The sequence below is a fragment of the Alloprevotella sp. genome (assembly GCF_057240785.1).
The window spans coordinates 1-20,839 of sequence record NZ_DBHHRH010000026.1 but is presented as its reverse complement, the minus strand read 5'-3'; the positions used below and the strand labels follow the sequence as shown (position 1 = coordinate 20,839).

22 protein-coding genes are annotated in these 20,839 nt (G+C 39.7%); 12 read left to right on the top strand and 10 right to left on the bottom strand.

Annotation, left to right across the window (positions count from 1 at the left end; translation table 11 throughout):
* Positions 1-1,419 (bottom strand): peptidylprolyl isomerase, encoded by a 1,419-nt coding sequence (locus ACO4R2_RS05840; protein ID WP_484769537.1) that lies wholly within the window; start codon positions 1,417-1,419, stop codon positions 1-3.
* 503 nt (positions 1,420-1,922) lie between these two features.
* Here ACO4R2_RS05840 and guaB point away from each other — a divergent pair.
* From guaB to ACO4R2_RS05815, 5 genes are all read left to right on the top strand, one after another.
* The gene (gene guaB / locus ACO4R2_RS05835; protein ID WP_311490972.1) at positions 1,923-3,404 is read left to right on the top strand and encodes an IMP dehydrogenase; all 1,482 of its coding nucleotides are present in this window, start codon (positions 1,923-1,925) and stop codon (positions 3,402-3,404) included.
* A gap of 119 nt (positions 3,405-3,523) precedes the next feature.
* Complete coding sequence (locus tag ACO4R2_RS05830; protein WP_484769536.1) at positions 3,524-4,348, top strand: hypothetical protein; 825 nt, start codon at positions 3,524-3,526, stop codon at positions 4,346-4,348.
* A 3-nt stretch (positions 4,349-4,351) separates the two neighbouring features.
* Entirely contained in the window at positions 4,352-5,101 is a 750-nt protein-coding gene (locus tag ACO4R2_RS05825) for a nitrilase-related carbon-nitrogen hydrolase (protein WP_484769535.1), read from the top strand.
* Positions 5,102-5,236: 135 nt separating this feature from the next.
* The gene (gene rsmG, locus ACO4R2_RS05820) at positions 5,237-5,863 is read left to right on the top strand and encodes a 16S rRNA (guanine(527)-N(7))-methyltransferase RsmG (protein ID WP_347719282.1); all 627 of its coding nucleotides are present in this window, start codon (positions 5,237-5,239) and stop codon (positions 5,861-5,863) included.
* A 17-nt stretch (positions 5,864-5,880) separates the two neighbouring features.
* A complete protein-coding gene (locus tag ACO4R2_RS05815) occupies positions 5,881-6,525 on the top strand; it encodes an MBL fold metallo-hydrolase (protein ID WP_484769534.1) in 645 nt (214 codons plus the stop codon).
* A 739-nt stretch (positions 6,526-7,264) separates the two neighbouring features.
* Here ACO4R2_RS05815 and ACO4R2_RS05810 read toward each other — a convergent pair.
* The 7 genes from ACO4R2_RS05810 to rlmN are packed head-to-tail and all read right to left on the bottom strand — an operon-like array spanning position 7,265 to position 13,706.
* Positions 7,265-7,969, bottom strand: coding sequence for an HAD family hydrolase (locus ACO4R2_RS05810; protein WP_484769533.1), 705 nt, complete (start codon positions 7,967-7,969; stop codon positions 7,265-7,267).
* A complete protein-coding gene (locus ACO4R2_RS05805) occupies positions 7,966-8,967 on the bottom strand; it encodes a lysylphosphatidylglycerol synthase transmembrane domain-containing protein (RefSeq protein ID WP_484769532.1) in 1,002 nt (333 codons plus the stop codon). Before ACO4R2_RS05805 ends, ACO4R2_RS05810 begins: the two co-directional genes overlap by 4 nt.
* A gap of 3 nt (positions 8,968-8,970) precedes the next feature.
* On the bottom strand, positions 8,971-9,888 hold the full coding sequence (locus ACO4R2_RS05800) for a CDP-alcohol phosphatidyltransferase family protein (RefSeq protein WP_484769531.1): 918 nt from the start codon (positions 9,886-9,888) through the stop codon (positions 8,971-8,973).
* Positions 9,878-10,711 carry an ATP-grasp domain-containing protein gene (locus ACO4R2_RS05795; RefSeq protein ID WP_484769530.1) on the bottom strand — a complete coding sequence of 278 codons (834 nt, stop codon included), beginning with the start codon at positions 10,709-10,711 and terminating at the stop codon, positions 9,878-9,880. The genes ACO4R2_RS05800 and ACO4R2_RS05795 overlap by 11 nt, the downstream gene beginning before the upstream one ends.
* Positions 10,712-10,715: 4 nt before the next feature.
* Complete coding sequence (locus ACO4R2_RS05790) at positions 10,716-11,420, bottom strand: NTP transferase domain-containing protein (protein WP_484769529.1); 705 nt, start codon at positions 11,418-11,420, stop codon at positions 10,716-10,718.
* Positions 11,417-12,613, bottom strand: a complete 1,197-nt coding sequence (gene pdxA / locus ACO4R2_RS05785; RefSeq protein WP_484769528.1) for a 4-hydroxythreonine-4-phosphate dehydrogenase PdxA — start codon at positions 12,611-12,613, stop codon at positions 11,417-11,419. Before pdxA ends, ACO4R2_RS05790 begins: the two co-directional genes overlap by 4 nt.
* 10 nt (positions 12,614-12,623) lie before the next feature.
* Complete coding sequence (gene rlmN / locus ACO4R2_RS05780; RefSeq protein WP_484769527.1) at positions 12,624-13,706, bottom strand: dual-specificity RNA methyltransferase RlmN; 1,083 nt, start codon at positions 13,704-13,706, stop codon at positions 12,624-12,626.
* Positions 13,707-13,831: 125 nt separating this feature from the next.
* On the opposite strand from rlmN, the gene ACO4R2_RS05775 reads away from it, so the two are divergent.
* A complete protein-coding gene (locus ACO4R2_RS05775; RefSeq protein ID WP_484769526.1) occupies positions 13,832-14,290 on the top strand; it encodes a low molecular weight protein-tyrosine-phosphatase in 459 nt (152 codons plus the stop codon).
* 61 nt (positions 14,291-14,351) lie between these two features.
* On the opposite strand, the gene ACO4R2_RS05770 is transcribed toward ACO4R2_RS05775, so the two are convergent.
* The gene (locus tag ACO4R2_RS05770) at positions 14,352-14,858 is read right to left on the bottom strand and encodes an SPOR domain-containing protein (RefSeq protein WP_347719289.1); all 507 of its coding nucleotides are present in this window, start codon (positions 14,856-14,858) and stop codon (positions 14,352-14,354) included.
* 227 nt (positions 14,859-15,085) lie between these two features.
* Here ACO4R2_RS05770 and ACO4R2_RS05765 point away from each other — a divergent pair, with 227 nt between their 5' ends.
* The 3 genes from ACO4R2_RS05765 to ACO4R2_RS05755 all read left to right on the top strand — a co-directional run bounded on the left by ACO4R2_RS05765 (position 15,086) and on the right by ACO4R2_RS05755 (position 16,027).
* Positions 15,086-15,325, top strand: a complete 240-nt coding sequence (locus tag ACO4R2_RS05765; protein WP_311490986.1) for a YtxH domain-containing protein — start codon at positions 15,086-15,088, stop codon at positions 15,323-15,325.
* Positions 15,326-15,396: 71 nt separating this feature from the next.
* Positions 15,397-15,786 carry a phage holin family protein gene (locus ACO4R2_RS05760; RefSeq protein WP_311490987.1) on the top strand — a complete coding sequence of 130 codons (390 nt, stop codon included), beginning with the start codon at positions 15,397-15,399 and terminating at the stop codon, positions 15,784-15,786.
* Positions 15,773-16,027: a hypothetical protein gene (locus ACO4R2_RS05755; RefSeq protein ID WP_311490988.1), complete on the top strand. Its 255-nt coding sequence runs from the start codon at positions 15,773-15,775 to the stop codon at positions 16,025-16,027. Before ACO4R2_RS05760 ends, ACO4R2_RS05755 begins: the two co-directional genes overlap by 14 nt.
* A gap of 263 nt (positions 16,028-16,290) precedes the next feature.
* On the opposite strand, the gene ACO4R2_RS05750 is transcribed toward ACO4R2_RS05755, so the two are convergent.
* On the bottom strand, positions 16,291-17,193 hold the full coding sequence (locus ACO4R2_RS05750; protein WP_484769525.1) for an RluA family pseudouridine synthase: 903 nt from the start codon (positions 17,191-17,193) through the stop codon (positions 16,291-16,293).
* A 77-nt stretch (positions 17,194-17,270) separates the two neighbouring features.
* Here ACO4R2_RS05750 and ACO4R2_RS05745 point away from each other — a divergent pair, with 77 nt between their 5' ends.
* The 3 genes from ACO4R2_RS05745 to ACO4R2_RS05735 all read left to right on the top strand — a co-directional run bounded on the left by ACO4R2_RS05745 (position 17,271) and on the right by ACO4R2_RS05735 (position 20,683).
* Positions 17,271-18,023, top strand: a complete 753-nt coding sequence (locus ACO4R2_RS05745) for a ComF family protein (protein ID WP_484769524.1) — start codon at positions 17,271-17,273, stop codon at positions 18,021-18,023.
* The gene (locus tag ACO4R2_RS05740) at positions 17,995-20,016 is read left to right on the top strand and encodes a ComEC/Rec2 family competence protein (RefSeq protein WP_484769523.1); all 2,022 of its coding nucleotides are present in this window, start codon (positions 17,995-17,997) and stop codon (positions 20,014-20,016) included. The genes ACO4R2_RS05745 and ACO4R2_RS05740 overlap by 29 nt, the downstream gene beginning before the upstream one ends.
* A gap of 61 nt (positions 20,017-20,077) precedes the next feature.
* Entirely contained in the window at positions 20,078-20,683 is a 606-nt protein-coding gene (locus ACO4R2_RS05735) for a porin family protein (RefSeq protein ID WP_484769522.1), read from the top strand.
* Positions 20,684-20,839: the final 156 nt, after the last annotated feature.

Sequence of the window (20,839 nt, the reverse complement as noted above, 5' to 3'; positions counted from 1 at the left end):
TTAGTGTTTATTTACTGTTTTAACAACATCTTGGTTAACATTAAAAGAATATTCGTTGCGTAAACGCTTAACCCATTCTTCTGTTCTTTTATCCTGCACATCGTTAATCACTGCTGACTTAACATCTAAATAAGATTTTGGCTGTTTAAGGACCTGACCTTCCACACCCGAATATGGATAATTGCTATTTGACTTCACGGTTTCTCCACCAAAGACCTCTGCATCCACATAACGATTTTCTCCTTTTTTTACAAGATAAGGACCAGAAACAGTTACTGTTACACTATCTTTATTAAAAGTCTCTCTTATAGCTTTCTTCCAGTCTCCATCAGCAGTTTTCTTTAGTATAGTTTGAGCTGCCTTCATTTTTTTTTCATCCTTGGCATGAATAACAAAACCCTTGAAACGCGGTTCTGTCCATGCATACTGCTTTTTATTTTTCTTAAATTGCTGTTCTAAAGCAGAAGTATCTTGCGCTACTTTATCCCAAACCTCTCTCTTACTCACTTCATAGAGTAACAAGCCATCATGATATTCTTGCACCAAATAACGAAGATTCAAGTCAGAACTATTCGCAACAAAAACACTATCTAAAACAAGTTCTCGCGTCAATCGACCTTTGGAGGCAGCTACAATTTTTTTTATTTTCGCTTCGGCAGAAGCTTCGTCGATTCCTTGTTGTTTAAGTGCTGCAAAGATTTGTGGGCGAAGAACAGCATACGGTTCAAGCGGCTTACGTTCATCCATGCGAATGATATGAAAACCAACCGCTGTTTCAACAGGCTTAGAAAACTCTCCAACCTTAAGCGCATAAGCAGCATCTTCAAATTCCTTCAAAGTACTACCTGGGCCTATCCACGGAAGTTGTCCACCTTGTAGCGCCGAACCTGGATCTTGCGATTTTTCTTTAGCTAAAGTAGCAAAGTCAGCTCCATGTTGTAGAGCAGAATAAATTGAATCAATTCTCTGTCTATATATTTCCTTCTCTGCCTCCGTTGCAGAGGCTGGTACAAGAATCAATATATGCGATGGCTTCAACAAGTCATGTCCGTTCAATTGTTTTTCCGAATCTTTATAAATAGAAGTAGCAACACTGTCTATAAAGGTCGAATCCACCAAATAGGGGGTCAGCTGCATATCTCGATATGTCATAAATTCCTTTTTGAAGGAACTGAGTGTATCTAAACGTGCAGCCTCAGCCGCAGCAACCTTTAATTTATAATTTATAAACATCGGGACATAGTCCTCTATAGCCCTTATATCTACTGCTTTTTCTGGGTTCCCATTCTTATTAAAACTATACTCAAATTCTGAGCGCGTCACTTGTTTTCCGTTCACAGTCATAATTACAGGGTCAACAACTTGAGCCCCAACAGTCAAAGTAAGCGAAAAAGTCAGCAGGGTTGCTATTTTATGCATTTTCAGTCAATTTTGAATTTGGTGCAAATTTAGTCCTTATGTATCAATTACACAATTCGTTTTAGATATTTTATATTCCACCTCATTATGCTTCTCAATGGGCTATATTGAAGATATTGAAGGGCTATAGAATAAAACATAGTAACATCTTGACATTAAGAAATATAATATCATTAAAAACAGACAGTATTTTCTAAAGGCAACCAAAGGCCTCCTACTATGATTATAATAAGATGCTCCGCAGAATATAGCGACTTTTATCAATTTAATACAGCATGAAGATTATTATTTGTGCCATAACTTCCAATACTATTCTTATTTACAAGAGTTAACGATGAAGGAATATCATCGACACCAAATGTTATCTTCGCAAATCAGAGATAAGGAAACATTCCCTAACTTGAAGGAAAAAGAAAATGCATTTTTATATAATCAATCTTGATTATTTTGAAAAATAAAAAGAAATGAGTACTTTTGCGCGCAATTAAAATCGCCCTATATTTATGAAATCAGATTTTATTGCAGACAGAATTGTCATGGACGGTCTTACCTTTGACGACGTCCTTCTCCTTCCCGCTTATTCAGAAGTCCTTCCGCGCACTGTGAGTTTGGCTACCCGTTTCTCACGGAACATTGAGTTGCAGATACCTTTCGTATCGGCAGCAATGGATACCGTTACTGAAGCTAACATGGCCATAGCCATGGCTCGAGAAGGAGGAATTGGTGTCATTCATAAGAATATGAGTATTGAAGATCAAGCCCGACAAGTTGCCATCGTAAAGAGAGCAGAAAACGGCATGATATACGACCCTGTGACAATCCACCGCGGTAGCACAGTCGGCGGTGCCTTACAACTTATGTCTGAATACCATATCGGTGGCATCCCTGTAGTAGATGATGAAATGCATTTGGTGGGCATCGTTACCAATCGTGACTTACGTTTCGAGAACGACTTGCAAAAGAAGGTTGAGGACGTTATGACAAAAGAAAATCTTGTCACAACGACGCAACAAACGGACTTAGCTGGTGCTGCTCGTATTCTCCAAGAAAACAAGATAGAGAAGTTGCCCGTTGTTGATAAGGACAATCATCTGGTGGGCTTGATCACCTATAAAGATATTACGAAAGCCAAGGATAAACCGATGGCTGCCAAAGACGAGAAGGGACGCCTACGTGTTGCTGCAGGTGTTGGTGTAACACAAGATACGCTGCAACGCATGGAGAGTCTGATTCAAGCAGGAGCAGATGCCATTGTAATCGACACTGCTCATGGACATTCCAAAGCTGTTATTGAAAAGCTGAAAGAGGCTAAGGCTTCATTCAAAAATGTAGATATTGTAGTAGGAAATGTTGCTACTGGCGAAGCTGCCCATATGCTGGCACAAGCTGGAGCAGATGCAATCAAAGTTGGCATTGGTCCTGGAAGTATTTGCACTACACGTATTGTTGCTGGCGTTGGTGTACCACAGTTGAGTGCCGTCTATGATGTTGCTTGTGCACTTAAAGGAACAGACGTTCCTCTCATTGCAGATGGCGGCCTACGCTATAGTGGCGACATTGTTAAGGCTCTGGCTGCAGGGGGACACTGCGTTATGATCGGTTCGCTTGTAGCTGGTACAGAAGAAAGTCCAGGCGATACTATCATCTTCAACGGACGCAAGTTCAAAGCCTATAGAGGTATGGGCTCTTTGGAAGCCATGGAGAATGGTTCTAAGGATCGCTATTTCCAATCGGGCGTAGTAGAGGCGAAAAAGTTAGTACCTGAAGGTATTGCTGGTCGAGTTCCCTACAAAGGCACGGTACAGGAAGTCATCTATCAGCTTTGCGGCGGTTTACGCAGCGGTATGGGCTACTGTGGTGCGGGCACTATCGAAGCTCTTCACAATGCTAAATTCACACGCATCACTAATGCGGGCGTTCTTGAAAGTCATCCGCACGACATTACGATTACGAGCGAAGCACCCAACTATAGTCGCTACGAATAATTTGTAGCTTCTTTTCACTGAACACCGCTAAGATTTTGTGGACACTTACAGACCTAAGCCTCCACAAGGCCTTAGCGGTGTTTTTCTTTTCTTGTATCTACCCCACTCCCCTTCTCATTATGCACATCATAGAAGTTTTCACCAAAGGCAAGCACAGCGAGGCTACAAACGAAGATGGATGGATTGTAACCAACGACTTCGCGGCGGTCATTGATGGTAGTACATCTAAAGTTGAATTCCGCATTGGCAATAAATCCAAAGGACAATTTGCCACGGAAACTATACGAGAAGCCATATCTCACTTGCCGTCCAATATTTCTATGTCCGAAGCGCTCTTGTATCTTACAGAAGCTCTTGCCTCAGCAGTTCCTGACTTACTCCACAAGGAGGCAGCTTATCGACTTACGTGCTCGGCAGTAATCTTTAGTAAGCAGCGAAAAGAATTGTGGTTCATTGGAGATTGTCAAAGTCGCTTCTGCGGAATAACACATACACACCCGAAGCTCATTGATACTCTCTTGACACAAATCAGATGCGACATTGTGAAATATGCCTTAAAGAAAGGATACTCCACTAATGAGCTGCTCAAAAACGATATTGGTCGTAACTTTATCTTCAACGAACTTCGCGAACAATGTCATTTTCAAAATGACACGAATCCTGCCAATATTTTTCGCTATCCCGTCCTCGACGGCACACCTATCCCACCCGAGCTCGTCTCCGTAGTTTCTGTGAGCGATGCTAAGCAGCTCATCTTGGCAAGCGATGGTTATCCGCGTCTTTTCGATACATTGCAAGAATCAGAAGACTATTTAGAGCGCGTTCTATCGCAAGATCCTCTTTGCATACATGAGAATCCCGCCACAAAATGCCTCATCGAAGGGAATTCCTCTTTTGATGACCGCACTTTTTTGCGACTTTCCATCAACGATTCAACTCTATAAACAATGAAGATAGCACTTATCCAGCTCAACAGCATTTGGCAGGATATTGAAGCCAACATCCAACAAGCTGAAAATTTTATCTTGCAAACAGAAAAAGCCGACTTGTACATCCTTCCCGAGATGTGGGCCACAGGTTTCTGTACTGAAGGAGCAAAAGATGCTTCCTTAGCTCTTCACTGGATGGAACGTATCGCGAAAGAATCCCATTGTGCTATTGCAGGTTCGCTTCCCTTTCGTAGGGAGAATGGAAAATTTGTCAATCGCTTCTATTTTGTCACACCCACCAGCTCTTCTTTCTACGACAAACACCATCTTTTCCGCTTTGGAGGTGAGGACAAAAATTTCGACAGTGGGCATGAACGTAAGATTGTCCACTTCGGAGGCTTCCGTTTCCTACTACAAATCTGTTACGACTTACGCTTCCCTGTATTCTCCCGCAATACAAATACCGACTATGATGCAATTATTTATGTAGCCTGCTGGCCTGCAAGCCGACGACCAGCGTTAGATGCTCTATTGACGGCACGTGCCATAGAGAACCAAAGCTATGTTATCTGTGTAAATAGGACAGGAGATGAAAAGGCCTTACACTACGACGGAGGAAGCTGTGTTATCAGTCCAGAAGGTAAACGCGTTCTCGATTTAGGTTGCTCTCCTACCATTCAAACAACTGATATTTCCATTGAAGAACTAAACTCTTTCCGACAAAAGTTTCCATTTCTTCAAGATGCTGACGCTTTTCAACTTCTCTAAAAGTTTGCGCAAAATTTTCTAAAGCCAGCAATACTGTTTGCTTTGGAAAGTTCCTCCTCTTTTCAAGGAAAGCAATCATTGCATTTTGCTTTTCTATGATTCATTCCTATTTTCGCACTCCATAACTATAAAATAATGACAGCTGAAATAATTTTCAAAACATTCCCCAACCTCACAGAAAAACAACGAAGGCAGATAGAAGCACTTGATGCCCTCTACCGCGATTGGAACGCAAAGATAAATGTGATTTCACGCAAGGACATTGACAATCTTTTCGTTCACCACGTACTTCATTCCTTTGGTATTGCAAAAGTAATTGAGTTTACTTCTGGTTCCTCCATCTTAGATGTGGGCACGGGCGGAGGTTTTCCTGGCATTCCCTTGGCCATCTTATTCCCCGAATGCCAATTTGTACTAGAGGACAGTATAGGGAAGAAGATACGAGTGGCTACGGCCGTTGCCGAAGCTATCGGACTGAAAAATGTAGAAGCCGTGCATCGCAACGTCATTGAAGAGAAGCGTAAATTCGACTTCGTGGTGAGTCGCGCTGTTATGAATACGGCTGATTTAGCTAAATTGGTAGAAAAGAATGTCTCCAAAACACAACGTAACCCCCTCAAGAATGGCCTCATCTGCCTAAAAGGCGGTGATCTTACTGAGGAACTCAAACCTTTTGGCAATAAAGTTAAGATTTGGAACTTATCCGATTTCTTTGCAGATGAGTTCTTCGAGACAAAAAAAGTTACCTATCTACCATTTTAGAATAAAAGAGAGTCAATATGCTCAAGGTTCAAAAATTTGTGGTCAATATGATCGAAGAGAACTGCTATGTTCTTTCCGATGAAAGTAAAGACGCGGTTGTTATCGACTGTGGCATCCTCTATCCCGAGGAAGCCGATGCTTTCCGCAGCTATATCAATGACAACGAACTAAAAGTTACGCACCTCATCAATACTCATTGTCATTTCGACCATATTTTCGGCGATGGTTTCATCTATAAAACCTACAATATACTACCGGAAATGTCACGCAACGAAGTACAACTCTACAAGCAGCTTCCCAAACAGTTGGAAATGTTCCTACACCGCGAATTACCTATCATACAACCACCCGTAGGAAGAATCTTCGATGCTGGAGAAACCATCACTTTTGGTACACATAAGTTGGACATAATCGCCACACCTGGACACACACCTGGAGGCGTATGTTTCTACTGCGAGAAAGAACGTATCCTTTTCTCTGGAGATAGTCTCTTCTATCACGAAATTGGCCGCACAGACTTCCCAGGGGGTAACTACGACAGCCTTATCAGTAGCCTAAAGAACAATATTCTTACACTGCCAGAAGATGTCACCGTATGTCCAGGACACGGCGACACAACAACAGTTGGAGAAGAAAAGCGACAGAATCCGTATCTCCAATAAAAGGCAAAAAACAAACACACTCTCCCCCCAATTCGGTTTGAGACTCACAATAGAAAATTTCATTAAATCGAACTGGGGCTAATAGTAATATTTGCTTGTTATCTACTTGCATCGTAGTGCATTTTATACTATGAGAAAAAACTTCGTTTTCATCATTACAAAAGCTCCTTAAAATCTATCTATTCAAAAGGTAAAATCTCTACACACCAACGACTATATTTACCGCCCTTTTATTTGACAATCCATTTTCTTGAGATAGATGTGAAAGAATCTATTTTTTTCAAAAAAAGCACGAAAGGAAATAGAAAAGGAAGAAATATTGAAGACCTTACTCCAAAATTTAGGGTAAAAGACAGGGATGAATGATAATTTTACACAAAAATAGCAATCAAAACGTACCGAAAAGTCGCTTTTTTCCTTATTCTGTCTAAAAATACAATAAGGCAACCAGCTAATATCCTTATTGCGTTTGATTTTTTCCTTATTGTAATTCAAATTTCTATAGGGCAAAATAAAATTTGTAGTATAGAAAATAAAATTTCTCGGCGAGAAATTGCATTTTTCTACCGAAAGCATGAATTTAGTCCTAATTTAATAATGCGTCGAGATTACGTTATTTTCAACCGCAGGCAACAACGCTGGATTTTAAACGATTCTCGAGGCTACAGAATGCGAGATTTTTTTACAAAATAAGTATCACAATTATTCATAGAATAGTTCAAATGAAGTTTTCAACTTGTCAGAGATACTGCAGAAGGTCTTTCAAATCTGTCACAACGGCATTGGGGATTGACTCATCCTCTTCTTTGTCTGTCCAGCCTTTGCCTTTCAGCCAAATTGTTTGACAGCCCACACTTGATGCGGGGAGAATATCCTTACTGAAACTATCGCCTACGACACATACTTCGGATGCTTTGCAGCAGCAGGCATCTACTCCCAACTGATAGATACGTGGATCTGGTTTTCTCACTCCGACCACAGCACTTTCAATTATCGCAGAAAAATACTCCAGCTGATAGGAGCGCAGAATGGTTTCTATATTCCCATAGAAATTTGAAACCAACACTAGCCTATACCTTTTTTGCAACTCTTCCAATACACTTCGGGTTTGTAGTAATTGCTGTAAAACATAGTCGTTACAGAAGGTGGCAATACGTTGAGAGAGCTGTAAGCGTTCAGACTTGGTTGTTATGAAATACTCTTTAAAATCCAGCCAAAGCAGTTCTTGACGCACTTTTTTGCAGAGCAAGGCGTAGAAATCATCATCAGAGTTTATAATAGGTGCTTTTGCCAAGGCACGTTCTCCAAATACATAGGCCTCACGAAACTGTGCCTCTGTAACTGGAAGCTTCACTGCCTGAAATCCATCCCAAAGTACATGAGCCCAATGCCGCGCATTCGTATCGAGCGTGCCGCCATAATCGAAAATAACAGACTTAATCACTTCATTATCTTTTTAGTTCCTACTTTCACTAACGATACGCCCACAATGATCCAAAAAAGTTCACGGATACGTGTATAGAAACTCGCAAAGAGTCCGATGGAGAGAGTACCAAAACCTAAAAGTTTCACAATAAAGGCTAGCGACCCTTCACGCGCACCCAACTGCATCGGGAAAAAGAATAAAACATTGCCAATGAGAGAAGAAAAAGCCAAGACCAACAGAGCATCACCGAACGATACAGGAAAGCCTAGACTCAAAAGAATGAAGTAGTATTCATAGGAGTTAATAACACGTCCAACATATTCCATCACCAGTGCCGAATAAAAAGCACGTGGCTGACTATGCAAATAGGCTATGTTTTGATCTACTTGCTTCATGCTTTCGATATTCTTCTCGTAAAATTTCCTAGCATATTTCTTCACAAAAGGAATATGCAACAGAATACCGTAAAGCTTTACTATCATTCCATTTTTATAGCCATAGTAGAAGAAATATATAACGATACAGAACACCAACGTGAAGATAGCGAACAGTGTTGAAAAGAGGGCATTCATCTTGTCTAAATAGAGAATGATAAACATTATAACTCCTGTCATCCACAAGAAGAAATGAGACAGAATGTGCATCATTGAATACAGCACAGTACAACTCATTGCACGCGGAGTTCCGATATAGCTACTCAATTCCATCACGCGATAAGGTGCACCTCCAAAGCCAAAAGGAGTGGTATAACTAAAAGCAAAGCCACTCACCGTAAGTTTGTAGGCATGGAGGTAGGACAAATGTTTATCATGGTTTCCACTATTGACAATCTCATAAAAAGCCCCTGCATTAAAGGCATAAACAAAAACCCAAATACCTACAACGGCAGGAAGATAGAGCCCTACTCTGGCTATCCGCTGATGAAGGTCGGTGAAATCAACACCGAAACCATACATCATAATGATAACACTGACGATGCCAAAGAGCAAAAATAAATTTCTATATAATGGACGCATAATTTATGGGTTTGAATAAATTCCAAGTTGGGAAAGAATCTGTTTACAAAGCTGCTCATGCTTCTGACGCATATAGAAACATATCAGATTCATTATTGTAAGTTCAAACACAAAATAAAGCCAAGGTTGTCCCAAGAGCAAAACGAGATAGAGAAAAATAGCACGCGTGTTGAACGTAAGAATATTTGTCCATTTCATCAAAGGCAAGCTCCCTTTGCGAAAGTCATCGCACAGTGCTTGCGGTAAGGCCTCATTGCCAAACTTTTCTTTCAAAGCTTTGCTCAAGCTTTGGAAGTTCGGCGTTAACTTCTCTTGAGAGCGTGTATAGTTGCGATAGAAGAAAAGAAAAAGTTTCCACAAGAAATCCCTCTTCCATGAAAGCCCTTGAAACTCATTGGTCAGCTTATCTGCATTATCAAGTTCGCTCCCGCTTACTCCCTTCAAGAAAAAGAGGTGAATATTGCGATAATAGTCTGCAAGCTGACATTGTTTAGCATGACAAATCAAACCCGAAACAGCAGCAAGCAACCAAATCCAAATACCCCATATTGGAGATAGACGAAGACAGATAAAGAAGTAAATACTAAAGAACCATGCATCTCCAGCAAAACCATCCAGAACACGCCCCATACGAGTCTTCTTCCCTGTCATACGAGCCAACTGCCCATCGCAACTGTCGTAGAGATTAGCCCATACAAGCAAAAAGATACCCAAAAGCGTGATGTGTATATCTTCAAAATAAAAACAAACACCTGCTGCAACACCAAGAATTATACTTAAAATGGTAACAACATTAGGATGTATGCCAAAATAGTTGAAAAACTTTGCCCACATAAAGCCTAAGGGACGCGTAAAATGTATATCCAGCCACTCTTCTGTATCCATTGACTTGAGAGTGGAATTAAGTTGTTTATCTGCCATAACTACTTATTATTCGCTCAACAATCGCTCGAGCAGCAAGTTCTCGACATAATGAGAAACTGGGCCAGTCATTAAAATCTATAATCTTAAAAGAACCATCGGCACTTATCACACAATCGCCGCCATAGACCACAAAACCTGTGAGCCGCGCAGCTCTATCTGCTGCCTGCTTGAGGGCCGATACTTCAAAAGGGAAGAACTTGGGTTTACCATTGATTTCCTCTAAACCAAACTTACTAAATTGTTGCTCCAAAGTAGGATAGTATGAAAAGAAAAAGTCGGTTCCTTCAACACCATAAAACTTTACAAGATCTCCCTCAAGGTGCTCTACAGTCAAGAGGTTCGTTACATTACGTTCTTCATATTGCAGAAGAGCATCTTTATATTCTTTTTCTGATGCCACAAAGCACACATCCGTTGCATCTTGCGCACAAGCATCTCCGCGCTTTATCCAAAAAGGATAAGATAAAGAAGGCAAGCCAGTGCGAGTAATACTATAACATCTTGGGGTTGGGATACACTCGTTATCAAAAAGTTCTGATATTTTTGTTCGAGTATTTTCCAAGAGACTCTTAGGAGAATTAAAAATGGGAATATCACGGGTCTCTGCAACTCTGAGAAGTTGCAAAGCCTTCTTACTACGCGACATTGTAAAGACGCCATCCAACAGAGTAGGAACCTGCGTTAGGTTGTCTTCCGAAACCGTATAAACAGTATGCCCCGCATCTTTTAGGCCATCCACTACAGCAAAAAAAATGGCGGCATCGCGTTCCTCTGAGTGAGGAGAGAAGATCGCAGATCTGCTTACTCCTAAAAAAATCATATACTTATGAGTTGAGAAAATCCTCTGCTTTCTGAATATCGCCAGCATGGTCGACATCAAGAATCTTTGAGAAAGGACGAGCTATCAAGTGACAATTATCTGCAATCAAACCCCGCTGAAAATTTCGCATACGACTCTGTCCCTCTTTCATACAGCGATCAAGAGTTAGTAGGCATCTGTCCGTCAGTGCATAAATACCACCAGATATAAAACGGCAATCATCTCCTTCCACATCAAGAAAATCTATGATTTTCATCTGATTGTCTACTTCTACATAAAGTGGACATTCATCATCAATAAAATCTGTCACAGCCATCATACCATCACAAGAGGATGATTCAAAGGCTCGAATATATTCAGCAAATTCTTCTTCTCGGAAAATAGTGTCAACAGTTGTTAGACAAAAGTTTCCCTCTCGCAGATAAGGAGCAATTTCTGAGAAACTATGCATCGAACTCTGAGTGCTTTTTACAACAAGCCGGATATTACAAATTTTATCTGTTTCCATCAACTTGCGTATATGCTGCTCTGTCATCGGATTCAGCGTGTTGACAATGATGACAATCTCTTCAGCCTTGTTGAGTTGGAAGATGCGAATAAGGCGATCAATCATTGCCTCGCCGTTGATTTTCACCAACGGCTTTGGCAATGATATTCCTTCTTGCGCAAGACGGGAACCTTCTCCCGCTGCGATTATTGCATACCTCATTCTTGCCCTGTATTACTATTCTGATCAGAAGCGTTATTACTTGAGGGCATATCTGTTCTCTCGCGCGAAAAACGACGGGGACGCTCACCATCTTCACGTCTGTCTCGATACAGTTTTGGAAGCGGATTCTTTGTAGCTTCTTTGTATTTCTGCCGATTACGATAAATATCTATAGCAGAAAAGACTGCTTGACGAAAAGAATCTGGATTTGCTGTACCGGTGCCTGCTATATCGTACGCTGTCCCATGATCAGGAGAAGTTCTTACAAAAGGAAGCCCCGCCGTGAAGTTAACGCCATCATCCATCGAAAGTGCTTTGAAGGGGGCCAGGCCTTGATCGTGATACATAGCAAGAACACCGTCAAAATGCTGGTAGAGACCTGCACCAAAGAAACCATCTGCAGAATACGGCCCAAAGATGTGCTTACCTTCTCCCACCAGTTTTTCTATCACTGGCTTGATAATTTCACTTTCTTCTTTCCCAATGACTCCTGAATCACCGTTATGTGGATTCAAACCAAGAACAGCGATACGAGGCATTGAGAGAAGGAAATCATGACGCAAGGAATATTGAAACAGACGTAACTTCAATTCCACTAATTCAGGTGTAATCGCCTCAGCTACTTCGTGTACTGGGAGATGAGTCGTTACTAAAGCCACACGCATCAAACTATTCGTGAGAATCATAAGTGTGCCGTGTTCACTTCCTAAGCGTTCTTCTAAATATTCCGTATGACCCGAAAAATGGAAATTGCTACTCTGAATACTACTCTTATTGATAGGTGCCGTAACGAGTACGTCAATTTTACCTTCTTTCAACTCATCTGTAGCACGCTCTAAGGCTAAGAAAGCTGCATGCCCAGCTTCAGGATTAGAAGTGCCGAAATCCACCTTCACTTCTTCATCAAAACAATTCACGAGATTGAGATGATTCGGATGAGCTTCTGCACCGCTTTCAACAACGTGGTAGGTTACATCAACTCCCACCGCTTTCTTGTGAAAAGAAGCAAGTTTTGCTGAACCATAAACAACGGGGGTACACAAATCGAGCATACCGCTGTCAGCAAAAGTCTTAAAAATAAGTTCATAGCCCACACCGTTGGTGTCGCCATGTGTGATACCTACTTTGATTTTCGGCCTGGAATCGTCAAGTATATTACGAGAAACCTCAGCCTCAATATTTTTTTGTTCCATAAAGAAATTGCTATTTTTGATTCTTCTCTTCTTCTAGTTTTTTTGTAGTGAGTAGTCCACAAGCTGCAAAAATGTCTTGTCCTCTACTCGAACGAATGGTGGCAAAAACACCATGGTTAGTCAGATAGTCACGAAACTTGATCATGCGCTCGTCATTCACTCCACGCAACGACGTATCTGGAATATCATGGAAACGTATAAGGTTCATACGACAATCTAAGCCTCGAAGCAATTCTACAACTGCTTGCGCATGCTCTTTAGAGTCGTTAATACCATCGAACACGATGTATTCAAACGATAAGCGACGCTGTTTCGGTGCATCCCTACGAACTGGATCTTTCCTACAGAAGTCGTACTGGCGTAATACATTTATAACATCTGTAATACCGAAGGCTTGTTCCGCAGGCATCAATTTTAAACGCTCAGAGGGTATTGGATGATGAAGACTAATGGCTAAATTACACTGGCTCTCTTCTAAGAAGCGTACTAATCCTTTTGCCAATCCAACACTACTGACTGTGATACGTTTAGGACTCCAGGCATATCCCCATTCAGCCGTTAGAGCTGTTGTTGCACGAAGCACATTGTCTAAATTATCAAAGGGTTCCCCTTGTCCCATAAAGACTATGTTCGTCAACTTCTCACGCTCTGGAAGACTATATATTTGGTTCAGAATATCTGCCGCAGACAAGGAAGCGGTCCAGCCTTGACGTCCCGTCATACAAAAGGCACAATGCATCTTACATCCCACCTGACAGGATACACACAGTGTAGCGCGATCTGCTGTAGGGATATATACTGTTTCAATATAATCTCCTTTGGCTGTTTGATAAAGATATTTGATTGTACCGTCTTTCGAGTATTGAGCATCAACAGGAGCGCGGCAACCAATTTCATAGTTGGCAGCCAAGCGTTCACGAGCGGTTTTAGACAGATTGGTCATCTGGTCAAAACTATTCACTTTATGCCCATAAATCCAACCTGCGAGCTGCTTTCCGACAAAAGCAGGTAAACCTAAGTCTATAACTATTGTTTTCAGTTCCTCCAATGTTAACCCAAGAAGAACTGGTTTCATTGCTAATGACTCTGTCATTCGAGTATTCATTTGGGAGCGAAGTTACAAAAATATACGCAAATACTTTATCTTGTAGAGCAAAAAGGAAAAAGAAGGAAACGTATCATTCATTTCTTTTTGACAAATGTTATATCTTTGCAAATATGAAAAGAAAAATCTTGTTTATCTGTCTTGGCAACATCTGTCGATCTGCCACCGCTGAAGAGGTACTGAGGGTAAAAGCAAAGAAAGCTGGCATAGATATCTTTGTCGACTCTGCTGGCATTATTGATTATCATGAGGGAGAGCTTCCCGACTCACGAATGAGGGCGCATGCTGCTCGACGAGGGTATCAACTAACACACCACTCTAGGCCTGTCCGTACTAAGGACTTCGACAATTTTGATATCATCATAGCAATGGATGAAAACAATGTGAGAGGCCTTGAAAAACTTGTGCGTAATGATGCTGATCGGGACAAAATATATCGTGCCACGGCATTTATTTCTCAATACGACACACTGAATATTCCCGACCCATATTATGGAGGGCCAGAAGATTTTGAATGGGCTATAGACTTGATAGAAGATTGTTGTGACGGAATAATCAAGTCAATACAATAAATAAAAAGAACCACTTCTCGGCAAGAAGTGGTTCTTTTTTTACATTCTGTTAAAACTCAAATTATCTTGTATAGAGTAACCAAGCTCCAGCATATTTTCCACGCAATTCGCCACGTGATTGCATCGCACTATTTTTATCGTTGAAAGAACTAGCAATAACGCGATACCATCCTGTCTGACCATTGATTGTCTCATTGGTCTTTACCACGCGAGAATCATACCCCCCATTTGCTAACTGCTCCTTAAGGCTAAGTGCGTTTGTTTGATTAACAAAACTACCCACTACTACGCTGTATGTCTTCAGCGGATTACCACTCACAACAGTCAACGGACCATTGATAGTGCGCACGTCTGGATCATTTACTGTAGCGTTTGAATTCTGCGTAGGAGTAACAGGTGTTACTGTCACATCATGGTTTACAGGAGCTACAGCTACTGTATTATCGTCAGTAGTCTGAGCTGCTGTAGCTTGGTTGTAAGCTTGTTGCCAAGCACTTTCTTTTGATTTACAAGATGTCAATGCCGTAGCAAAGCATACCGCAAGAGCCAAAAACAGAGTTTTCTTCATTTATAGATATATTTTGTTAGTATTTTTATAATAAGGAGGTCGTTTACAAACCTCATATTTACATTTTGATTTTGCAAAAATACAATTCTAAAACTGTATTTTCAAGTTTTTAGTACGTTAAACTACATTAAAGTATATCATTCCTCAAAAATATAACTCGTTTTTTTGATTCAATTTGTCGAAAAAGCCTTATCTTTGCCCTATCAAACATTTTAATATTTCTAAATATGAAAGGTTTAAGTATTCTTGTATCATTTTTGGGCGGTGCTGCTGTAGGTGCAGCAGTAGGCCTTTTATTGGCACCAGAGAAAGGTGCTGATACGCGTAAAAAACTTTTAGATCAGGGCACAAAGATTGCCGATCGCGTTAACGAGACTTTGAAGCGTAATGGCATAAAGCTCAGTCGTGAAGACATGGAAGGCATGGTCGACGACATTGCAGAAGAACTCAAACCTGTTAACGAGTAAAATGCAGAGAAATAGGGAGAGGGTGTCTATAATGGACATCTTCTTCCTTTTATAAATCATTTTTACTTGCAATGTTATCATCCGACCAGAACATACAGACCATCCGTGAATTAGTCCTAAATCTGAAAGAGTACGCTGAGCTCAAAGCCGAATCTGTTCAGATTGGAATCATCCGTAAGTTGTCAATCCTCATAACAGCGCTTATCGTGGGAGGTTTAGCATTCGTGTTAGCAGCCATTATTATTTTTTTTCTTTCCGGAACTTTGGCGTTGGCATTGGCTCCCCATGTTGGCGGAACAGCTATATCTTGCTTAATTGTCGCCACTTTCTATCTACTTTTAGGATGCCTAATTTATGCAAAGCGAACAGCTTGGATTCTCAATCCTATTGCTAATTTTATAGGAGAATTATTTCTTAAATCTGATGAATCAATAAAAGAAAAATTAGATGGCACAGAATAAATTCGATTTCGAAAAGCTTCGTACACGCCAATTGGAGTTGGAAAGGAAAATGCAAAAAAAGCGTGAAGATATTCAGCAAAACTTCTCAACTCTCTTTGCTCCACCTCCTCCAAGCCACAATATGATTGAAAATTTAATAAACAAGGCACAACAAACTGCAGCTATTGTAGACGGTGTCTTGTTTGGCTACAAAATATTTAAAAGCTTCAGAAAAATATTTCCGCGTTCCCGTAAAAAATAGACTTGCAAGAAAAACTTGTAAGTCTATTTTTTTGTTCAAGATTGCACTACCTCTAATAAAAAACAGAAGTATGCCCTCTCAAGATCTAAAAAATGAAAATCAGCTAATAACTAACATTTTTCAACACTTTAGAGCAAACTCAAAAAGTCCTTATTGTGTCAACTGACACAATAAGGCTGTCAGCTGACAGCCTTATTGTATTTTCAAATTTCCTTATTGTAATTTTCGAGAGAATTATCCTTATCGCTACTAGCTTTTTCGCATCAGTCAGCAGACGAATGAAATACACTTAAAAAGTTTTTGGGATAAGGAGTTTCAAAACGGAGAGGTTCGCCTGTAATAGGATGGAAAAAATTTAGACGAAAAGCGTGAAGAGCTAAACGACCTATAGGATCATCACCATTACCATATTTTATGTCGCCACATACAGGATGATTCAAATCCTTCATATGCACACGAATCTGATTCTTACGACCTGTCTCTAATTTTAGGCCTACCAGAGAATATCTATCTGCTGCCTTTATAGTCTTGAAATGTGTGACAGCATACTTACCACCATTGTCGGTTTCTGAAGAATAAGTGAAATAGGCCTTATTGTCCTTTAGCCAACTTCTAACAACGCCTTCTTTTTCTTCCATGCGTCCAGAAACTAAAGCCACATAACGGCGGTCGGTAACAATGCTTTGCCAATTATTTTCCAATATTTGCTCTGCACGCTGCGTCTTAGCATAAACTAAAAGTCCAGAAGTATCGCGATCTAAACGATGGACAACATGAGCTGTACACTTTTGATGAGTCCTGCGAAAGTATTCATCCAAAATTGTTTTCACACAATAGGGATGATTCATCGATGCCATTGAAAGTATACCAATAGCTTTCTCTATAACAATGATTTGAGAGTCTTCGTAAACAATGCGTACAAATTTACTTGATAGCTCATTCTTTGGCTTACGGCGGCTAATTTCCACACGCATACCTGGTTGCAATTCATAATCAAATTGTTTTACAACCGCACGATCTACTCTCACTCCTCCACCTGCCATAATAGATTTAGCCTTGCTGCGACTGATACCACTCAAGCAGTGTTGAATAAAGGGTAAAAGTGTTGTAGCTGTTTTTACAACAAAACTTGTAAATAGTTGTTGGCTCTTATTCTGCATTTTCATTCATTTGGTTCGCGAAGTTATAACATTTTCAGCATTTCTTAAAGTCAGACGAAAAGAAAGTCCTATATTTGCTCAATATGATAGACCGCATATTAACCTTACTGAGAGACATAGCTGACATCATCCTACCTCGCCATTGCTGCATCTGTGGAAGAAGGCTCAAGGCAGAAGAAGAACAACTCTGCATAAAATGCTGGGCACTACTTTCATTTACAAACATACACGGAGAACAAGGAAATGGCATCGAGAGAATATTTTGGGGAAAAATTCCAATTGTCAGAGCAAATGCGCTCATACATTATCAGGCGAACAACTACACTATTCTTCCCATCTTACAACTCAAATATGCAAACAATGCAGAAATGGGGATTTACCTTGGACAATGTATGGCAGAAGATCTTATCGACTCTGAGTTTTTTACTGCTATTGACTATCTTGTCCCCATACCTATCTCGAATAGCAGATTGAAAAAGAGAGGTTACAACCAAAGTGAGATGTTGGCAAAGGGAATCTCTAAAATTACAGGAATACCAATAGCTACAGACTTAATCATTAGAAAAACTGACAACGCGACACAAACTCGATTGACGGCACAGCAAAGAGAAGAAAATGTGCAGAACATTTTTGAAATACAACGAAGAGAGGAAATAAGCGGGAAACATCTACTACTGATTGACGATGTGATTACAACTGGCGCAACAATACTCTCGTGTGCTCAGAAACTATGTGAAGTAGAAGGAGTTAGAATTAGTGTGCTTACTGCCTATGTTGCAGGTTCGCATCCTAAAGGAATTTCAAGCCATGCAAAATCTCAGGAAACCTACATTTAGCAACATTTGCTTCGACACTCCCCTACTTCCTACATCTATACTATTAGGAGTAGGAATACTGATTGGAGATATTGCTTTTCCACATATTCGTTCACAGCTTTTGCCACTTGCATGTATTGTCATCAGTCTCCTTTTATCGGCTATCTACTCTAAAAAAATAGCTCTTTTCTGCATTGGTTCTGCTCTAATTCTTTTTGGGGCTATGCGATTAAGTATTGATAGAATAGATGATATTCACGAATGGCCAAAAGAGAAACAAGCTTATATTGGTAGCATTCGTGAAGTGCTAAAAGAAAAGGAGAAAAGCTGGATTGCAGATGTATGGATAGGAAAAGAGAAAGTACGAGTAACACTATTAAAAGGTAAAAATCGGCCGCATTTGGGAGATAAAATCCTGCTTAATACGCAAATAAGACAGCCATACAACAATGGAAACCCAGGGGAATTTGATTATGCCACTTACCTTAGACGACAAGGCTATAAGGGTGTTTGTTTTTGTTATGCAGATAATTGGAAAATATCAGCTCCCCCAGAAAATTTATCTTTCCTTCAACATGCTAGAGAGAAACTCATCCGGCAATATAAAGATTATCTATACGGCGAAGATCTAGCAGTGATTGCTGCTATGACTCTTGGAGATAAGTCGCTACTAACTTCGGATACGAAAGATTTATTTTCAGAAACTGGAACTTCTCATATTCTGGCTCTTAGCGGCTTGCATTTAGGAATTCTTTTTATGCTTGTATTCTACCTACTTCGACATACAAGAAAACAATTTCCACGAGTGATTCTTACTACCATAACACTAATACTTATATGGACTTTCGTGGGTTTAGTGGGTGCACCAATATCACTCTGCCGTGCTGCACTTATGTCCACAATAGGTCTTATAGCTGGATGCCTCCGACGAAATGTGACAGCTATCGACTGCCTATCACTGGCTGTCGTGACTATTTTGCTGCTTTATCCACAAGCACTCTTTGATATAGGTTTCCAACTATCAGTTTCAGCAGTTATAGGCATTGTCATAATAAGTCCTATATTGCCACATTTTCAATCCTTAGAAAAATACAAAGTTCTAAAAGTCATCTACAGACTCCTCACCACTTCTCTATGTGCACAAATAGGAACAGCACCACTAATAGGCCTATACTTTCACATATTCCCAACGTATAGCATTATATCTAGTATTATAGTCATCCCTCTTGCTAGCATCATCTTATTAACCTCACTTCTATTCTTCGTCATCTCCTTTGCACAACCCTCTCTGGCTTTTTTACTACACACTTCTATAAGAATACTAAAACTTAGTCTTACATTTATCAACGATTTTCCCTACTCACATATAGATATATACCCTTCTATTTTTATAGTTGTCATTATATACCTACTCATTTATCAAATCTATTCATTCATTCTTACTCATAGAGCGTGGAAAATATATGGAATAAGTTTTTATGTGACATTACTCTTCATCGGGACGATTATAAATGCGGAACAACACAAACTTTCTCCTAAAATCATAATATACAATCTATACAAGTGCCCTAATATACACTTCATAAGTAACAATCATCGCTCTCAAATATGGATATCCGATTCTGCAAAAAACAGTAAAAATCTCACATTCATCAAAAAGACATTTTGGAAAGAATATCAATTAAATCCATATATTATAACAGCAAAAAGCAATACGAACGAAAATTATAGCTATTTCAACTTTAGTGGCAAAACGATTATTGTCCTACAAGAAAATATGTCATATAAAACTAATGGAGAAATAAATGTGGATCTTCTCTATATCTGCAAAGGCTATAAACAACACCTCGATAATGCACTAAAACATATAACCCCCAAACTGATCATTATTGATAATTCTTTGTCGGACTTTTATCGTAATAGACTCATCAAAGAAGCACATAAAAAAGTCATAAAAGTCCATGATATCAAAAGGCAAGGAGCATGTATTCTGGACTTAGAAAGACAAAAATAAAAGTTTATAACAAAATAAAAAGAAATAATAGAACGTTATTTAAAAGAAAACATCCTATGTCATGAAAAAAATAGTAATAACATTCTTGATGGCAACTGCAGTAATTACTGTAAAAGCCCAAAACTTTCATTTTGGTATAAAGACAGGTATAAACCTCTCAAAAGAAACAAAAACAGAAGTAGAACGACAAGTTCAGGACTTTGATAAAGAATTCCGCAAGGGATTTCATATTGATGGAATCGTAACCTACTCCATAAATAAAAAATGGGAATTAGAAGGTAACCTCATGTATTCGCAACAAGGATACAAAGAACATCTATTTTCAATAGAAAACAATAGGACAATTTATTCTATTCGCAGCAATTATATCAACCTACCCATAGCAATAAAGTACTATCCCTTAGAACATTTATATATAGAAATGGGCCCCCAAATAGGTTTCCTTATTTCAAAAAAGCATAAGATACAAGGTGAAGGAAACATAACTAAATACATACCACTCAAACCTAACCATATTGATCTAAGCCTATTTTGCGGACTTGGCTATAAATTTTCTAATAATATCCTTTTAGAAGCACGTTATATCCATGGAATAAATAACACATATAAAAATGTAGCACTCTCCCAAAATAGAAATATCCAAATTTCCATTGGATACCTCTTCTAAAATAATTGCCTTTCAATAAAACTTAGAAACGAATCTGCAAGCCTCTGCCTCAAACACAAAAAAGAGACTCCCATCAGATGATTGCTCTGATAGGAGTCTCCTATTTAAAAAAAGGCGGCGACCTACTCTCCCGTCTTGTGGACAGTACCATCGGCG

Bases quoted from the DNA above. Each gene is read 5' to 3' on its own strand.
- ACO4R2_RS05840 (WP_484769537.1), bottom strand. From the start codon at position 1,419: ATGCATAAAATAGCAACCCTGCTGACTTTTTCGCTTACTTTGACTGTT.
- guaB (WP_311490972.1), top strand. From the start codon at position 1,923: ATGAAATCAGATTTTATTGCAGACAGAATTGTCATGGACGGTCTTACC.
- ACO4R2_RS05830 (WP_484769536.1), top strand. From the start codon at position 3,524: ATGCACATCATAGAAGTTTTCACCAAAGGCAAGCACAGCGAGGCTACA.
- ACO4R2_RS05825 (WP_484769535.1), top strand. From the start codon at position 4,352: ATGAAGATAGCACTTATCCAGCTCAACAGCATTTGGCAGGATATTGAA.
- rsmG (WP_347719282.1), top strand. From the start codon at position 5,237: ATGACAGCTGAAATAATTTTCAAAACATTCCCCAACCTCACAGAAAAA.
- ACO4R2_RS05815 (WP_484769534.1), top strand. From the start codon at position 5,881: ATGCTCAAGGTTCAAAAATTTGTGGTCAATATGATCGAAGAGAACTGC.
- ACO4R2_RS05805 (WP_484769532.1), bottom strand. From the start codon at position 8,967: ATGCGTCCATTATATAGAAATTTATTTTTGCTCTTTGGCATCGTCAGT.
- ACO4R2_RS05800 (WP_484769531.1), bottom strand. From the start codon at position 9,888: ATGGCAGATAAACAACTTAATTCCACTCTCAAGTCAATGGATACAGAA.
- ACO4R2_RS05795 (WP_484769530.1), bottom strand. From the start codon at position 10,711: ATGATTTTTTTAGGAGTAAGCAGATCTGCGATCTTCTCTCCTCACTCA.
- ACO4R2_RS05790 (WP_484769529.1), bottom strand. From the start codon at position 11,420: ATGAGGTATGCAATAATCGCAGCGGGAGAAGGTTCCCGTCTTGCGCAA.
- pdxA (WP_484769528.1), bottom strand. From the start codon at position 12,613: ATGGAACAAAAAAATATTGAGGCTGAGGTTTCTCGTAATATACTTGAC.
- rlmN (WP_484769527.1), bottom strand. From the start codon at position 13,706: ATGACAGAGTCATTAGCAATGAAACCAGTTCTTCTTGGGTTAACATTG.
- ACO4R2_RS05775 (WP_484769526.1), top strand. From the start codon at position 13,832: ATGAAAAGAAAAATCTTGTTTATCTGTCTTGGCAACATCTGTCGATCT.
- ACO4R2_RS05770 (WP_347719289.1), bottom strand. From the start codon at position 14,858: ATGAAGAAAACTCTGTTTTTGGCTCTTGCGGTATGCTTTGCTACGGCA.
- ACO4R2_RS05765 (WP_311490986.1), top strand. From the start codon at position 15,086: ATGAAAGGTTTAAGTATTCTTGTATCATTTTTGGGCGGTGCTGCTGTA.
- ACO4R2_RS05760 (WP_311490987.1), top strand. From the start codon at position 15,397: ATGTTATCATCCGACCAGAACATACAGACCATCCGTGAATTAGTCCTA.
- ACO4R2_RS05755 (WP_311490988.1), top strand. From the start codon at position 15,773: ATGGCACAGAATAAATTCGATTTCGAAAAGCTTCGTACACGCCAATTG.
- ACO4R2_RS05750 (WP_484769525.1), bottom strand. From the start codon at position 17,193: ATGAAAATGCAGAATAAGAGCCAACAACTATTTACAAGTTTTGTTGTA.
- ACO4R2_RS05745 (WP_484769524.1), top strand. From the start codon at position 17,271: ATGATAGACCGCATATTAACCTTACTGAGAGACATAGCTGACATCATC.
- ACO4R2_RS05740 (WP_484769523.1), top strand. From the start codon at position 17,995: ATGCAAAATCTCAGGAAACCTACATTTAGCAACATTTGCTTCGACACT.
- ACO4R2_RS05735 (WP_484769522.1), top strand. From the start codon at position 20,078: ATGAAAAAAATAGTAATAACATTCTTGATGGCAACTGCAGTAATTACT.